Raw genomic sequence first — 17,373 nt, forward strand, 5'->3', positions numbered from 1 at the left:
AGAGGGTTGGCCGGGATTCATGTAAAAAACTCAGAAAATGGGGGTATTATTCTGAATTTAAAGGTGAATCGATGTTGTCAATGTTTTTATTTTGCGGATTCTGAGATGGCGAAAGCATTTGCATTATTTGCTGGTGAGTAGCGATAACGGCTCTTGCGGCCATCAGTTCTGTTTCCAACTGCTGCGCCGTGAAGGTCGCTTCTTGCAACCGTTCATCGTTTAATTTTATTACGTTGACCAATTCCGCTTCGCGCTGGTTAATTATTGCTAGTTGAGACAATAGTTGTTCATTCTTCATGTCGGCAATAATCAATTGCTCTTTGACTGCACTGAGCAATCGTAATTCTTGATCTGCGCGTTGATACTCGCTACGAGAGTGTTTCAGTTCGCTCGATAATCGAGCATTGCTTTCGTGGCTAGTGATCAATTCCTGTTGCTTGGTATTCACCGTATTTTGGGAGGTGCGCAGTTCGTTTTGTAGAAACTGAACTTGTTGTTCGAACTGTCGTCGATCTTGTTCACGCTGCTCTTTGGCAGATGTACGAAAATGCTCCAATGCTTCTCGGGCATGCCGGTGCTTCTCTTCTAGAGAGAGACGGTGCTCTTCTTCTTTGACCTGCAAAGCTTCGATATCCTGAATACGCTGTGTCAACTGAGTGTTTATTAGGCGCTCGTCTTGAAGTCTGTTCTGAGTTTCCATGTGCACATTTTTTTCGGCCGCTAGATCAAGCGCTAACTGTTCTGCTTGTCCTCGGAATGACGAGACTTCGTTCTGTAGTGTGGATATTAAATTGTTCAGCTCTGCAACTTCGCTCTTGTGTTTCTCTGTGCATACGGAAATTTGCTGATCGGCTTCTTGGTGAAGTTGCTCCGCAAGTCGAGTCGACAAATCCAATATAGCCTCACTAGCGGCCACTTTTGGTCCATGATTACCGTTTTCTTCTTCCTCAATCTCTTTTAGATAGCGCTGAATGGTTGTTTTCGAGCCAGTATTACCCAGCTCGACACGAATGGCATCAATTGACGGCCGTCGACCCATTGCCAGCAGATTGTTACGTGCTCTTGCGACCTCTGATCTATAAATGCCTGCTCTTGCCATGACTCACCTCGTATATTTCATACCGTATTACGTAATATGATATTACATACTATTTTTACAAAAAACAATGAAACGAAATTCATATTTTTAACATGCGATAATGGTAGATTATTCAATGTTAGCTTTTTATATGCATAAATATGGAATAAGGAGAGTGTGTACATAAGGCTAGAGCGACGATGCAGCTGGGCATAAAAGGCGCTCGATGGCGCTTTAAAAAATCAACACATCGCGGCTACATGGCCTAGTGGGAGCGAAGCTACAATATGACGACATATTAGGATGAGCTAATTGGGCCCAGACCAATAAAAAGCTAACCCTGAAGTTTTAGATATAATATTCCCAACCCAAAGCGTAGCAAGGTTTGCCGTGGCATATTCATGGAACGATCCAGATACACAATACTTGTGGATGCTCACTAGCGACCAGTCCGGATTGCTGCAAGGCATGACCGACAAAGGACGGCTCGGTTTCGCGGTCCAGCTCAAGTTTATGGAACTATACGGCCGCTTTCCCGAGAGCCTGGAAGAGTTGGATCAGAACGCAGTTCAGTGGTTAGCCACGCAGCTCGGTACAACGACGGATACGCTGTCCTCGTATGAACTTGGGGGGCGCCAAGGACAACGGCATCGGCGCACTATTCGTATTTTTCTTGGTTTCCGCCGCGCAACCGGCACCGATCTACGACAGCTTGCTCAGTGGCTATGCGACGATGTCTTGCCGTTAGACCCGCAAGTCCGCCATGGGCACGACATGGCGCTCGACTGGTGTCGCACACACCATCTGGAGCCACCGGCAGGCGATCATCTTGATCGCGTCATTCGGTCCGCCGTCCATCGTTATGAGACACAACAGTTGGCGACCATTCATGCGCGATTGAGCGCGACCAATAAATCCGCCGTTGACCGGTTGCTGGCCAGCGAGGAAACCGACCGCGAAGAATCGCTCAATAAGAATCGACAACCATCTCCTTTAGCGATCTCAAAACCGACCTTGGCAAAGCCAACCTCGATAGTTTGCTGATTGCCATCGCTAAGCTCAAGTGTATCGCCAATATCGGCCTGACGCCCGTCGTATTTCAGGACATTCCCGTCAAGTTTATTGAACAATTCCGGCAGCGTTGCGGAGAGGCGTCAGCAACAATTGATCGATGCCTTAATCGATCTGCTGTTGCAGGTCATTCACAACTTGGGTGCTCGCGCCGAAAAAAGAATCGACAAACGTCAATTCGCTGCTTTCAAAAAGGTGCGAGGTAAAACGCGGCTTCTATTCAAGCTGGCCGAGGCCACAGTGGACCAGCCGGAAGGGATTGTCAAGGAGGTTGTCTATCCCGTGGTAGGGCAGAAGATTTTGCAGGAATTGGTTGAGGAGTTTAAGACCATGGGGTTCGATTTCGAACGCGAAGTCCAGGAAACCATGCGCTCATCCTATGGCCACCACTACCGGCGGATGCTGATACCGGTACTGGATGCGCTATGCTTTCAATCCAATAACACCGTACACCGCCCCGTCATCGACGCCCTGGATATACTGAAGGCCAATCGCGACAGCCAGCGGCAATACTACAACGCCGATGAAATCCCGCTGGAAGGCATTGTACAAAAGAAATGGCGCGATATCGTGGTGGAGCAGGACAAGGAAGGCAAAGACCGGGTTAATCGTATCAACTATGAAATCTGCGTACTCAGAGCATTACGTAAACGCTTGCGCACCAAAGAAATCTGGGTTGTCGGCGCAGATCGCTATCGCAACCCGGAGTACGATTTACCCGCCGACTTCGCGGCCAAGCGTGATAGCTATTACGAGCTACTGAAGGCTCCCAAGGATGCGGCAGAATTCATTGCACAAATACAGTCCGCCATGCGGGAATGGTTGACCAGACTGAATACCGAGCTTCCAAACAATCCTAAGGTTCGCCTGCGTAAGCAAGGCAAAAACCTTATCCACCTTACACCATTAGACCGGCAGCCAGAGCCGCCGAATATGGCAGCACTAAAACGCGAAATAGGACGGCGTTGGTCGGATGTCGAGCTGATTGACATCATCAAAGAGGTTGACTTGCGGCTCAATTTTACGACCGCGTTTCGCACCAACGCCAGTCGCGAAGTGCTCGATCCGGCATTGTTGCAACGCCGCCTGCTGCTTTGTCCATTCGGCATTGGCACCAATGTCGGCCTAAAGCGCATCGCCAGTCAACAGCCGAGCGTCAGCTTTGAAGAGCTACGCTACGTCAAACGCCGGTTTGTGCAGAAAGGTGCACTGCGCTCAGCCATCAGCGAAGTTGTCAACGGCATTTTCCGTATTCGCAATTCGGCCATCTGGGGCGACGCGACAACTGCCTGCGCTTCCGATTCCAGGCAGTTTGGCGCCTACGATCAGAATTTGATGACTGAATGGCACGCGCGTTATGGTGGGCGCGGTGTCATGATTTACTGGCATGTGGATACCAACTCGACGTGCATCTATTCCAAGCTTCGGCGCTGTTCCTCATCCGAAGTGGCGGCGATGATCGAGGGCGTACTGCGCCATTGCACGAATATGGAGATTGAACGCCAGTATGTCGATAGTCACGGCCAGACCGAGGTGGCTTTCGCCTTCAGTTATATCCTGGGCTTCGACTTGTTGCCTAGACTCAAGGCCATCGCCAAGCAGAAACTATATCTGCCGGCAACGGCAGACGCGGCACAGTACGCGAATTTGGAACCGATATTGACTCGAGCGATCGATTGGAATCTGATACGGCAGCAGTACGATGAGATGGTCAAGTATACAACGGCTCTACGCTTGGGGACGGCCGAACCGGAAGCCATCCTGAGTCGCTTCACCCGAGCCAATGTCATACACCCCACTTACAAGGCTCTAGCTGAGCTAGGTAAGGCGATCAAGACGATTTTCCTGTGCCGTTACTTGCACGATGAGTCGCTGAGACGGGAAATTCACGAGGGCTTGAACGTGGTAGAGAACTGGAATAGTGCCAATGACTTCATCTTCTACGGCGAGCGTGGCGAATTCGCAACCAACAGAGTCGAGGATCAGGAACTGGGTGTCCTGTCGCTTCACTTATTGCAAGTTTGCCTGGTGTACGTGAATACCCTATTCATCCAGGAAGTGCTGGCAGAACCTGCTTGGAATGATCGCATGACAGTGGATGACTGGCGTGCCATCACGCCACTGATCTACCATCATGTGAATCCGTATGGCCGTATCGAGTTGGATATGGCAAGGCGCTTGCCTCTGGCCGCATGAAAATCCAAGCTTATTTTTGTCATTATAACTTAATTCAACACCTTTTATATGTCATACTATAAATGACGGGTTAAGTGACACTATTTGATGAACAAAGCATATCCTTCTGCGCTGTCACATAATCGAACGTATAAGTGACAGGTAAAAACATGCTGATTGGCTATATGCGGGTTTCAAAAGCGGACGGTTCTCAAGCCACCGATCTGCAACGCGATGCTTTACTGGCGGCCGGTGTCCATGCGGCTCATCTTTATGAAGACCATGCCTCTGGCAAAAAAGAAGATCGCCCTGGGTTAACGGCATGTCTTAAAGCGCTGCGCGAGGGGGATACTTTATATATATGGAAGCTCGACCGTTTGGGCCGTGATCTTCGCCACCTCATCAACACCGTTCATGATCTGACCAGCCGCGGTATTGGACTCAAAGTATTAACCGGTCATGGTGCCGCTATCGATACCACCACCCCGTCTGGGAAATTGGTCTTTGGTATTTTTGCCGCCCTTTCCGAATTTGAGCGGGAGCTTATCTCCGAACGGACAGTGGCCGGCTTGGCTTCGGCCCGCGCTCGTGGTCGAAAAGGTGGGCGGCCATTTAAAATGACCGCAGCTAAGCTTAGATTGGCGATGGTCGCCATGGGACAACCGGAAACGACGGTGGGCAATCTCTGTCAGGAACTAAACATTACCCGGCAAACGTTGTATCGGCATGTTTCGCCCAAGGGTGAACTGCGACCTGATGGGGTAAAGCTTTTATCACGGGGATAGCTATCGATTCAGTAACAACAGGTTTCGCTTGCGGCTACAGGCCAATTGGAGTCATTCAACTGGTTAAAAATATTAGAATTGAGCAACAGCTTTGGAATGTTTATCTGTCTTTCGAAGTGTCCGGGATAATTAAACCATTTCACGCTGTATCGTCATGTGGAACCTAACGGCGAACTGCGTCCTGATGGTGAAAAACTTTTGGCAAATGGGTAATCAAGATTGTTGCTGTAAATTTTAGTGGAATCGTCAAAATGCTTGATACAGCTTCGATATTTGGTCTTTATCGGTTGGCTGTTGCGATACATCGCATGCTGGATGACCACCGGCGTATTGCAGCTATCAAATGGATTTTATTGGAATGCAACACAGATGGAAAAAATGTACGGTAATCCGTATGAAGACAGAAAATTGTTGACTACCTAGACGACTGGTCGTATTATTATTCTCTAATGGAGACTCGAAATATAAAATTTAAAAAAGACAAAATTCTCGATTGTGGCGTTCAGCTATTAATGGAGAAAGGCTACCATTCCAGCGGTCTTAACGAAATTCTAGGGGCGGCTAAGATTCCCAAGGGTTCGTTTTATTATTATTTCGATAGCAAGGAACAATTTGCGGTTGAAGTTATATGGCATTACATCGAACCTTTTATTACACGCTTGGCCACAGAGCTAAGTGTCCATCAAAATGATGGACTGCAGGCGTTGAAGAGTTATTACGCTGGGCTAATCAACGAGGTTGAGTCTACTAACTTCAAAGGCGGATGTTTGCTTGGAAACCTCATTGGAGAAATAGGCGATACTAGTGAAGCCTGCCGCAAAGCTCTTTTAGACGCGATCTCGCGTTATACCAATTTGCAACAAGAAGCGTTACTAAGAGGACAAAATCATGGTAGCGTCCGTACCGACCGTTCTGCGAAGAGCATGGCAGACTTGTTGTCAAATAGTTGGCAGGGAGCTCTATTACGTATGAAAGTCGAACAGTCCATCGAACCGCTCAATGCCGTTTTTAAGGATTTGTTAGATGATTACTTTAAGGCTTAGATCAAATAGATTTTAGGCTATTATTTTTTTCTTATAAAAATAGACGACCGGTCTACTATTAATAATTGGAGGCGAGAGGGGGGGTAAGAAAATACTGATGAAATTCTTTCGATCGGCTTAATTGGACCAAAACTTTTGATGCTGTGACTACCACAGTTAATGGAATTCGCGAAGCATGTTTTATAAAAACTTCCTTTAAGCATTGAGAGTGGAAACCCGCAACTTAAAATCACCTCGATGATACCGGGGAATGTTTGAAAAATTGGATGAAGATTATGAAAATAAACTATCTATTTTTATTATTTCTACTCGAAAGTCTCCTGCTTTCGACAACTGCTTCAGCGGAAATGTTAGCGATGCTGAACTACGAAACCGAGCCACAGCAGCCGCGTCAGGAAGGCATTGCCATAATGGATGTTGATCCAAGTTCTGCGCATTTCGGAGAAATCGTTGATCATGTTTCCTTACCGACGGATGGCGTATCGCATCATATTTTCTATAACAAAACATTAGATAAGGCTTACATTACCAGTTTGGGCAATGGTGCTCTCAGAGTCATGAAAATGCGCCAAACGCCGCTTAATCCTAAGGATATTGATGTTCCGGCGTGCCAAGTTGCTGAAGATATAATCTTTTCTGAAGACGGTAAGCTCTGGTATATGACCTGCATGGGATCAAGTAATGTGATTGTTGGAGATGCCCATACGGATAAGGTTGTTAAGGTCATTACTAGCAAAGATGCAAAACATTTCATTCAAAATCCACACGGTATCGGTTTGCATCAGGCTATTGACAGATTATTGGTGACCAGCACTATCAAGCCCGATTTGACCGAACCTGGTAATACCGTGACAGAAATTCAAGCGTCGACAGGTGAAATCGTGGCGACACATAAAGTTTCTGGTCCAGATTTCCAAGGTGGCTCTGGACCTGTTGAAGCAGTGTTTATTCCCCATTCCAATCCGGCTCAGGCTTATATCAATACGATGTTCGAGGGACGATTGTGGCTGGCGTCCTGGCAACATCAGATTAAGCAATTTCAATTAAAGCCGGTATTTAATTTTGCCGATGTTAAACAAGGTATGCCTCTGGAAATCTATTTCAGTCATGACCATAAAAAATTGTTTGTTACTACTGCAAAACCGGGAGCTTTAAACATATTCGACATCAGTACTAGCCCTGAAAAACCACGACTGATCAAGTCGATTTCGACTGCGGGAGGCGCCCATCATGTCGTGATTTCGCCAGACGAACGATTTGCAATTGTTCAGAATAATTTTTTAAATTTGCCGGAAATGAATGATGGGTCGATCACGGTCATTGATCTCCACAAAATGGAAACAATAGCGACTATCAACACGCTCAAGGATAAAGGCTGGAAAGCCAACTCTATTCTCATGATGCCTCAATGGCATACCGACGATGCTCATTAATATTAAATTCAACCTATTGGAGGATAAATAAATGAAAAAAGAAAAAACATTAATGGATTTTGTAAAACAAGCTAAAGCCCAAATACAGGAAGTAGAGGTTTCTGAGGTAATCGCATTATTAGAAAATGGATACCAAATTTTAGACGTACGCGAACCTGAAGAGTTTTCATCAGGTAGCATCGAAAGTGCTTTAAATATTCCTCGCGGCATTCTGGAACCCGCTGCCGATCGCGAATATACCGGTCACCGAGAGGAATTAATGGATCGTGCGAAAAAATGGTTGGTTATCTGCGCTAGTTCTGGTCGATCCGCTATGGCCACGGTCGTATTGCAAGAAATGGGGTTCCAAAACGTCAAGAATATTAATGGTGGCATGAACGCATGGAAAGCAGCTGGGCTACCTGTTGCGACGTGTCAATAACAAAGGTGGTGCCGAAAAATTGAACAGCCGGTTAAGTGAAAGACCTGCTACTTTTGAACGTCCGTAAGGACAAAACAATGGAGCAGAAGATGTCCAAAAAACCGAGAAGAAAACATTCACCGGCCTTCAAAGCCAAAGTTGCCCTGGAGGCCTTGGCTGGCGATAAAACGCTGGCCCAATTGATCCAGGAATTCGAGGTTCATCAAAACCAGATTGTCGATTGGAAGAAGCAGCTGAGCGAGCGGGTGGCCGAGGTGTTTGGGAAGCCCGCGGAACCAAAATCGCCGCCAGTCGATCTGCAAGCCCTACACGCGAAAATCGGCCAACTGACATTGGAAAACGATTTTTTAGAGGGCGCGCTCACCAAGGCGGGATGGCTGAGCGCAAAGCGATGATCGACCGTCAAGCCAAGTTGCCGATTGGTCGGCAGGCCAAGCTATTGGGCATCAGTCGCGGCAGTGTGTACTACCTGCCCAAGCCGGTTTCGGAGCGCGATTTGGACATCATGCGCCGACTCGACGAACTGCACCTGAAGCACCCGTTCATGGGCGCTCGTCAGTTACGGGATCAGCTGAATCTGCAAGTCCTCCAGATCGGCCGCAAGGATGTGAAAACTTTGATGAAGAGGATGGGCATAGAAGCCGTGTACTGCAAACCCAATACCAGCAAGAAGACACCGGGTCACGAAATCTTTCCCTACCTACTGCGCGGCATGACCATCCATCGCGCCAATCAGGTCTGGGCGCTGGATACGACCTACATCCCACTGGCCAAAGGATTCGCGTATTTAACGGCGGTCGTTGACTGGGCCACTCGCAAAGTCCTGGCCGCCAAGGTCGCGATTACCCTGGAAGCCTGTTATGCGGTGGACGTGCTGGAACAGGCTTTCAAGCACTACGGCAGGCCGGACATCGTCAACACCGACCAAGGCAGCCAGTTTACCGCCAAGGCGTTTGTCGAGGCGGTGAAAAGCCAAGGCTGTCAGTTAAGCATGGACGGTCGGGGTGCCTGGCGGGATAATGTCTTTGTCGAGCGGCTATGGCGATCAGTCAAATACGAACGGGTTTATCTGCATGCCTACGATTCTGTCGGGCAAGCCCGCACTTCAATCCTGGATTATTTCGAGTGGTACAACCACGAACGACGGCATTCCAGTTTGAAACGAAAAACGCCGCATCAGGCATATAACGATGGGTTGCCAACCCTCTCGTTGGCCGCCTAAACCATGGCAGGAATTTCACTTTAAATTCCGGATTTGCTGTTTAAACAGATGGGGCCACTTCTGTTCAATGCCTTGGTTTTTCTTTTCTGGGGATGCTTGTTACTCATTTACGAAGGAATCCTTACCGTCCCCCGCTATCGCATAGCTGTGGTTATCAAACGGCAGCTTATCGTCACATAGTGACAATAAGTTTAAGGACTTGAATGTCTCTGAAGGGTCGTAACCAGAAGGCCAACTTATTTGAAATGAATAATTGCCAGAGACCGCTTTAGAGTAATTTTGCATGGCCGGATTTTGAAAACGTAAGTTTCTGTCCAAATTCTCCCGTTAGTCCAATCCGGCAACGATTTCACGTTTGCTCGGGCGTAGCAAGTAGCTTTTTATTGGTTTTGGCTCAATTAGCTCATCCTAATATGTCGTAATATTGTAGCTTCGCTCCCACTAGGCCTACATTGAATTCTGCCGTGTGCTTTTGAATTCAGGCGTACTTTACATCCACTCTTCGCCAAAGAGTCAGACTGCCCATTGCCGCGACCTTCTCGTTACACAACACAAAACACTAATTATTGAGTATCATCAGTGGCTATTTGTGCTTTATCGGCGCGTTTTGTATGAAATTCGGCGGGGGGAAGTTAAGACTGTCGGGTACAGCCAACATATGTGTAAAAATATGCCTCGCGATTAAAATCCGCTGCTTTATCCGTTTTTGTCTATTTTTACACTTGCCGTAGCCCACGCATTAAGAGCGTTTTCGACTTCATTCTCTGGTAGATACTCTTGCTCTAAGCGCCCGCGTTCTTGATTTAACAGGTATTGATAAAAATACGCTTCACACTCGGTCAATCCCTCTGGGGAAGCCGATTGCGCTGCCACTGGTTCATGTACTGCACTATCGGGCGAGTATGTATCAAACAACGCCTGAGTCATCAATAAAGGACTAATGGTTGGTCTGTACTGCCTGGCCCGAGAAAGCATAAACAACCCCCAGCTATCCATGTCCCCCCAATAAGCGATCAATTTTTTGTCATGTTGACCAGAACGCAACCATTGCAGATCCATCCCGGCTCCCAAGATGGCAACGGTATCGGGTATTTCCGGTAAAAGATGAATACATTGCTCGTTTTCAACAACTAGAATACGTGAGCATGGCAGCTCTGTTTCTGCTAATTCCGACGTTGTAATCCTCAGACGCTTAAATGGCAGCAATCCTTTTTCAAGTGGAGCCAGCATCACCCAATGATTATTCTCTTCGAGCGCATCAAGAAAATTAACCAAACCTTGCTCGGTGACGGCGCCATCAAAACGCTCATCAAGCAGCCGAGTCAATAACGTACCGTTTCTTTCAAAAAACTTAGTATCTACCCCATGCTCCGCAAGTAAACGTAGAGGCCTACCTCTCGCACATCCTGGGGAAAGGGTTGCCGCAAGCCGGACGGTAGCGATGACCTCGTTTGGGTCTTTTTTAAGCCAAAGTGCGCGTTGACGAACCAATAGCGGACGAAACACATCTTCAACGTTTTCCACCAATCGCTCGAGTTGCGCATATTCACGGACGACTGTGGCATCGGCTGCTGCTGCCACCCATTCCGACGGATTTCGTAAACTCCAACGTACGGGTATGCGAACAGGCTCTGCCCCTGCTCGATAATTCACAGACTCCCATTCTACTTCACCAATGACAACGTCCTGCCAAGTTTGCACATGGTACTGAACGGCTCTAATATTTTCCGAGAACTCTCGCGCTGAAGGTTTTCCAATGAGCATGACCAAAGGCCAAGCTACGGAAGATAGCAGACGCTCCGAGCGCGTTTGAGCCTGATGCCACTGCCTTGCTAAACGCTCACTAATTTCGGTCGGTGACTTCATGCTGAGCTTTAATGTGTTGTTGGCGAAATTCGTCCAAGGCCTGCCAGCTTAATGAAGTAAGTGTGGATTCTGGCCCCCTACGATGCACAACAATGGCCGAACGAGTGTGGTTACGCAACAAACGCATTTCCTTGTTGGGCGTGATAAATACTGCATGAAGTCCAAATTCGCGCAGAGCGGCAATAATACGCCCAGCGACAGCATGTGAGCTGCGTGAAAACGCTTCATCAAGCACAATGGTGCCAAACAAAGGACGATTGCTACCGTCCGGACAAAGCGCATAACTCAAAGAGGCGGTGAGCACGTATGATGCGATGATTTCTTTTTCTCCGCCACTGCCACCTTGCGAGCCACTCCTAGTTTCGATGATATTGCCGGTATCGCGGTCGATCACCGAAACCTTAAATTCCAACCGAAATCGAGGATCTAGCAAAGCCCTTGCACCCTGTGTGCGGTTACGTTCACAGGCATCTCTTAACAGGGCCACCAAATCTTGCAATGCTTTATACTGGCTTTCACCCCCATCATCGCTAAAACGAGCTGAATTAAGTTGCCGCTGAGCACGTTGTAAAGTACGCAAACTTTCATGAACGACTTTATTGGACACCAAGCGCAGATAACGCCCCGCCTGAAAATCCACCCTGCGCATGGTGTGATTAAGGTCTTGAATCCGTTCCTCAATCATCGACACTTCGTTGTCGATATGACTAAGTAGTTGAGTAACCCCTTCGTCGGAAGAGCGATTCAAATATGAGAGAAACCGATTGAGCTTTTCCGGTAAAGCCTCTTCAGTCAATACCTGCAAGCGTTCCAGGTATTTAGGAATGTCTTCCAATTCTCTACCTACTTCGGATAATGCCCCCCTATCTTCTTTTTGGGCGTCAGACATTCGTCTCGCAAGGTCCTGGGCCAGCTTGCTTAATTTTTCGTGTAAATTTTTTATCTGCTCCTGTAATTCCGCATCTTCGTTACGCTCGAGGTCCTGAATATCATCCAATTGATCGCCAGAAATCTCTGGAAATTTTTTTGCTCCAAGTTCTCTTTGATCGCCCATCAGTCCAGCCTCGGCTCGCCGAAACGCTTTGCGTTTTTGTTCAACGGCTCGGTCAAAATCACCTTGCAACCGAGCACAGCCTCCCACTGCCTTCTCGTGTTCCTTCTCAATTGCTTTCAACTGATTCTCAGCATCCTGCATAGCTGCCTTTGCGACAGCTGCATCAGAATCAGGATTGGTTAACGCTTCGAGCTTATTGTTTAACTCGGTAAGTTTTTGCTCCGCACCCGGAAGATCGATTTGTTCAAAATCTAAGTTTTGCACTTGGTTCAGGATTAACGACTGTGCCATTAAGCGGTCAACATGCGCTCGGGCAACCTCAAGCTGCGCCGTTGTCTCATTCACCAGTCGTTTCGCATTACCGATTTCTTGCTGCAAATAGGCAAGACGGTCCCGGTTGTCGAAGCCGGTTAACCAATCTTCATCGAGATGTTTTTGATCTTGCTTGTCGAAGAAACGGGATTGTCCCGACATCAAACCCTGAACTGTCATTGCGTGGGGGGTGTGACGTAACCGTTCAGGACTGTCGACACAGTGCCGATCAATGCCGGCCAACAAATCCTTTACCACTTCACGATAAGAATGGTCCTTATAGCTGAGTTTTCGCGTGAAGCCATCATCAAAAAAGTTCGACCTGGACTCCGGTTGCTTCACTTCCAACAAACGGACATGTAAACGATTGTGCCGTTGATTCACCCAGCGCAAAGCAGCTTCTGCCGCTTCCGGCGGCACCAGAATCCGCAACCGGTGGCTGCCGATTGCTCTTTCAATTGCACCACGCCAAATGTGCTCGTCTTCCTTGACCTGAACCATCTCCGCCACAAACGGCAGCGACTCATCCGCCAACTCAAGGAATTGGGCCAGTGCTTTTCGGAATTCGTGGTACAGGGATGGCAGGTTGGAACCTGGCCGATTCAACACCTCGGCGTATTCATTCTTGAATTTTGCCAGCTGATCGCTGGTATTACGCGTGTCCACTCCCCGGTTAAATGCTTCATCCTGTGCTGATTGGATTTCTTCATTTAACTGCGACAAACGAAACCGAGTTTCCTGCTGGTTGGCTGCAAGTATTTCGGCATTAATCTGATCGGGTAACCCCAGGTTTTTTACCAATTGTTGATATTGCTGCACGTGGACAGCACGTTTCTCTCGTGTTTTTCGCCATTCTCCGATCAACTCCTCCAGATCCTCAATGCTGGAACCACCGGCGTTTAAATACGCTTGCCTTTGTGTGTCGACTTCTTTTTTTTGGATTTCAAGCCTTGACGCCAGATTTGACTTTACTTCTTCCGCCTGTTGCCAAGCGGTTTCTAACCGGTCGGCCTTCGATTTCCATAACCGATGAGCTTGTTCGGCAAACCAAATGGGCAATATTTGTTTGAGGGTTTCCGTTTCGAGCAACTCCTTCTCAAGTACCTGATGTTTTTCCCAGCCTTCCGCAATCGGCAACAAGGAACGCTGTTGTCTACGGGCAATCTCCAATTCCGTGTGAATCTCGGTAAGATCATCAAAGCTATTAGCAACCTCTGCGGCCCGGTCGAACGCCGAATGATCATCCAAAACCAATTCCCGAAAAATTTCATCGATACTATTTAGCTGCTTTAAGCCTGCCGCACGATTGAGCAAGGTGAACGCGTTTTCACCGACATCAAAATAATCTCTCAGCCTCGCCAGAAATGCTTTTTTACTTGGGTATGTCCAGATACCCGTGCTGTCTTTTTCCATTTGGCGCAACGCACGCATGCCACCTTCATGGTGGACAGTCAACCAATATTCCAAAGTATGTTCTGGTGACTCGGTAAACAACCATAGCTTTTTCAAATCTGAAGCAGTCGAACTCGTATCTTCGAACCACAACACAACGCCCAAGCGGGTCAGCTTGTCTTCGTTTCTAAATGTGGCCGCAATAGCGGTTACAGTTTTAGCGGGACGAGCAATGTGGGACTGATCGGCCCCACCATCACCAGGACCGGAAACGCCGCGAACATACGACACTAAATCTCGATCACTTTCGTGGCCACCGGTTGATGCCAAGTTGTAGCGAGGATTTGCGCAAAGTAACGTCATTAAGGCATCGACTAAGGTCGTTTTACCGCTGCCGGTTGGACCGATCACTGCGGTGCCGGCTGGGTCAATGGTTGCCTGATGCCTGCCATTGAATCCACCCCAATTAAAAAGCTCCAACTGGCTAAGAATCAGGGTTTCACTATTTCCAAAAAGATCGGCTTGGTTCATTCAAACTCATCCTTGTACTCATTTGCTTCCGCCGCGACAGCAGTTTGTTCACGAAGCCAGTTCAATAGTGCTTGTAGATTCTCCGGGTTAGCCAAGTGGGCAATAATGGGGCGGATTGTCACACGTTCATGAGAATCGATGGTGGATACTAGGCCATGTCCTTTAAGCTGATCCAGCAAGTTAATGACTCGAGTACGCTCTTTGGCATCGCTGCCTAGATCTCCCAGATAAATCTGCAACTGGGGTATCAATTCGTCTATGGCAATGATGGCATCGCTAGCACCCGTTCCGGACTCCTGTTCAAAAACAATAAATTGTTGTCTGAGAATTGCGACCAATAAGGACTGTTCTAAATTAAGACGTTGCCTTCGCACCAAAGGATGTGCCCAGTCATCCTGCTCGGCTGCTTCGCTTTGCCGCACAATAACAAAAACTAAGCCCCGTACCTCGTCTATACCTATTGCTAGATCCAATGGTTCCAAAATATCCGAAAGCTCCTGAACATGGCTTATCGCGATTCGGTAAAGATTGGGTTTGTGAATCTCCTCCAGTAAACCGTATTTGAGCAGTTCCTGTGCGGCTTCACGCAGCCGGCGATTGGTACGTTGTTCATCATTCGAATCAACAGTCGTATTTCCCAAAGCGTCACCATCAGACACCTCGCTAGTCTCTTCGAGCGGTGAATCATCTATGACATCCAGACCAACAGAACCACCAGTTATCCGATCAAAAATCCCTGCCACAATCACAGCTCCCAATCAATGCTATCCAGTGCCTTGCTATCGAGACTGGCGTATGGCAATCGAAACAGCCAGCGGCGGTGCTCGTCATCGATCAACTCGATCTCTTCGGGTTGATCCTGTACCACCGGAATACCAGCCTCGCGTGCCATACCCAACCACAGTGCAAATGTTTCTAAATCATGAATCGGTGGTAAAAAACGTGTCAGCTCCGAGATACTCATCGGCCTATTTTCCGCAGCTAGAATTGCCAGAGTGTCCTTAATCAGCGCTTCCCGATCAAGACCATCTAGGGCCGCCCAGAAATCATCATCAATCTGGCCTAGATCCGCTGAGTCTGTGGTTAAGTTGAGGTCCACACTTACATCATCATCCAGGGATTTAAAGCGCAAACGCTCGACCAGCGGCAGACCAGAAACAGGCAAACCCACAGGTGGCAGGGAGGTTGGTTTACGCCGTACAGCCTGTCGTTGCCAATCCAAATTCAGTGCAACGTTCATAATTTCGGAAAGCAAGTTTCCAACTCGGTGATGCTCTGCTGCCAATCCGTTTTTCAAGAACCCTTTTACATCCCTTTCGCTACGTGCCCGTGCTTGAAATACTGCCTCCGATTCCTTAACTAACCGCATTACCAACCAGCGTAATTCGCGCTGTTGAATCCTTGACAATGCTTTGGGTACCGCAGGATGACTCAAAATTGTTCTTAGACGCTCCTTCATTTGGTCCAATTCAATGGACTGACGAAGTTGCTCTTGAAAGCTTTCAAAAACTCGCCCCTCTGGTGTGCTTAATAGCGTTTCGTGACCTTCCAGCAACCGGTCCACAATTTCTCCCCGGTGATATTGTTCACTGATGATTGATTGCCTGAGCTCTCGATCCGCTTCACGCCATGAATCTTCCACACGGCGAAAATCTGCACGAAGACTGGTAGACAAGCTGAATACTTCTCTAATACCTTCAATCGCTTGAGTCTCATTCAGTACCGTGAAACTCCCAGCCTCCACATCTGAAAGCTCAGTTTCCAACTCTTTAATTTTGCGTCGTAAACTGGAAATGCGACTCGCAGCATTGGGATTAAGCCCCATTTCCAGATTTTCGATCTCCCGTTGTACGACGGATAATCGGGAGGCCGTGGAGGTCATAATGCGATTGTCCAGTGACTCGACAAAATGGATCGCCGTTTCCAGGGCATCCGTTGCATAGAGCTTGCCTTCTCTTTCGACGATCAAGTGCTTAATCCAAGCCCGAAGCTCGCGACCGGCCTGCAAATGTATGTTTTCCGGTTCAATCTCATAGATCTCCTGGCTCGCATAAGCGGCAAGCATTTCAGAGAGCGCCTGCAAAGCGTCATCCATTGGAATACCATCATGTGCCTGTTCAAACAGCGTTTGTAAGCAGCCAAGGACCAAAGGCGCACGACGAGAGGCCAACAATTTCCAAGCAGGATGTTGGGATCGCGCCGAAATATAGCGGTGTGTACGTTGTTGCGCTGTTTCTTCCATTCGAAAGAGGTTTGCTTTTAAACAGTTTTATTAGTAGTGCTTCCTTTGCTATTTCCTAAATATTCCCTAAAAAGTATTTTTGCATAATTATTGCCATAGAAATCAATAATTATTTTGCTAAAAATAACAAGCAAAAAATATATGCCTAATGTAGCAATGCTTATGTAATAAGCCAGGTTAATTTTAATGACTAAGCTAAAGAATATAAGGTTAAATATTGATAGCAATATCCCTAAAACAGAGCCACCAATAACATTCCTCATTGCGCCGTATTCAATGTTATGTTGAAGTAAGAACTTGTTACCCATTAATTTCTTTCTTATTAAAGCCATTGTTTCGACAATTTTGGTTCTAGCGTCATGTTCATCCGCACTCTCTTCGTCGGCAGTCGAAAGATTTATTCTGAAATCGGAAAATATTTTATTTCGTATTTTAATCTTGTGCTGTTGACTATATGTCTTATCACTGAACATTAAATAGTTAGTGGTTGGCATATATAACTCTTCCTTAAAATAGAATCGCTGAAATATATTTTTTGATAGCATGCGACCTATTTCAGATAGAAAGTATAGACAAATCATTGAAATTGATATGTTCGATACAAGCTTTGCACCTAAAACTCCTCCGACAAACCTAGAGAACTCTTCACTGACGTAGAAGTGATTAAACACCATTATTGGTATAATCATTGAGAAAAATGCTGGCATAATTCTGGCTTTCAATGCATATCCGTCAAACTTCATTATTT

The 17,373-nt window shown here is 47.3% G+C and carries 11 protein-coding genes and 1 pseudogene; 6 read left to right on the plus strand and 6 right to left on the minus strand.

What is annotated here, in order from left to right; translation table 11 throughout:
* Positions 1-46: 46 nt before the first annotated feature.
* A complete protein-coding gene (locus A1355_RS11585; protein WP_064028209.1) occupies positions 47-1,099 on the minus strand; it encodes a DNA-binding protein in 1,053 nt (350 codons plus the stop codon).
* 369 nt (positions 1,100-1,468) lie between these two features.
* On the opposite strand from A1355_RS11585, the pseudogene A1355_RS11590 reads away from it, so the two are divergent.
* The 6 genes and pseudogenes from A1355_RS11590 (at position 1,469) to A1355_RS11620 (ending at position 9,228) form a co-directional block, all read left to right on the plus strand.
* A pseudogene (locus A1355_RS11590) lies at positions 1,469-4,345 on the plus strand (Tn3 family transposase).
* A 149-nt stretch (positions 4,346-4,494) separates the two neighbouring features.
* On the plus strand, positions 4,495-5,109 hold the full coding sequence (locus A1355_RS11595) for a recombinase family protein (RefSeq protein ID WP_064028211.1): 615 nt from the start codon (positions 4,495-4,497) through the stop codon (positions 5,107-5,109).
* Positions 5,110-5,558: 449 nt separating this feature from the next.
* Entirely contained in the window at positions 5,559-6,152 is a 594-nt protein-coding gene (locus A1355_RS11600) for a TetR/AcrR family transcriptional regulator (RefSeq protein ID WP_064028213.1), read from the plus strand.
* Between the two features lie 275 nt (positions 6,153-6,427).
* Positions 6,428-7,585, plus strand: coding sequence for a YncE family protein (locus tag A1355_RS11605; RefSeq protein ID WP_157197857.1), 1,158 nt, complete (start codon positions 6,428-6,430; stop codon positions 7,583-7,585).
* A gap of 31 nt (positions 7,586-7,616) precedes the next feature.
* Positions 7,617-8,006: a rhodanese-like domain-containing protein gene (locus tag A1355_RS11610; protein WP_064028217.1), complete on the plus strand. Its 390-nt coding sequence runs from the start codon at positions 7,617-7,619 to the stop codon at positions 8,004-8,006.
* Positions 8,007-8,095: 89 nt separating this feature from the next.
* A protein-coding gene (locus tag A1355_RS11620) for an IS3 family transposase (protein ID WP_231883641.1) occupies positions 8,096-9,228 on the plus strand; the annotation gives its coding sequence in 2 pieces (ribosomal slippage) (positions 8,096-8,360 and positions 8,360-9,228; 1,134 coding nt in all).
* Between the two features lie 696 nt (positions 9,229-9,924).
* Here the strand turns inward: A1355_RS11620 and A1355_RS11625 are convergent.
* Genes A1355_RS11625 through A1355_RS11645 form a run of 5 tightly spaced genes read right to left on the minus strand, consistent with a single transcriptional unit; the run spans position 9,925 to position 17,347 of the window.
* Positions 9,925-11,094 (minus strand): Wadjet anti-phage system protein JetD domain-containing protein, encoded by a 1,170-nt coding sequence (locus tag A1355_RS11625; RefSeq protein ID WP_064028219.1) that lies wholly within the window; start codon positions 11,092-11,094, stop codon positions 9,925-9,927.
* The gene (locus A1355_RS11630) at positions 11,072-14,383 is read right to left on the minus strand and encodes an ATP-binding protein (protein WP_082885501.1); all 3,312 of its coding nucleotides are present in this window, start codon (positions 14,381-14,383) and stop codon (positions 11,072-11,074) included. Before A1355_RS11630 ends, A1355_RS11625 begins: the two co-directional genes overlap by 23 nt.
* Positions 14,380-15,132, minus strand: a complete 753-nt coding sequence (locus A1355_RS11635) for a DUF4194 domain-containing protein (protein ID WP_231883647.1) — start codon at positions 15,130-15,132, stop codon at positions 14,380-14,382. Before A1355_RS11635 ends, A1355_RS11630 begins: the two co-directional genes overlap by 4 nt.
* The gene (locus A1355_RS11640) at positions 15,129-16,625 is read right to left on the minus strand and encodes a DUF3375 domain-containing protein (protein ID WP_082885503.1); all 1,497 of its coding nucleotides are present in this window, start codon (positions 16,623-16,625) and stop codon (positions 15,129-15,131) included. The genes A1355_RS11635 and A1355_RS11640 overlap by 4 nt, the downstream gene beginning before the upstream one ends.
* A gap of 17 nt (positions 16,626-16,642) precedes the next feature.
* Complete coding sequence (locus tag A1355_RS11645; protein ID WP_157197859.1) at positions 16,643-17,347, minus strand: hypothetical protein; 705 nt, start codon at positions 17,345-17,347, stop codon at positions 16,643-16,645.
* Positions 17,348-17,373: the final 26 nt, after the last annotated feature.

Source organism: Methylomonas koyamae, from assembly GCF_001644025.1.
GTDB classification, from domain to species: Bacteria; Pseudomonadota; Gammaproteobacteria; order Methylococcales; family Methylomonadaceae; genus Methylomonas; species Methylomonas koyamae_A.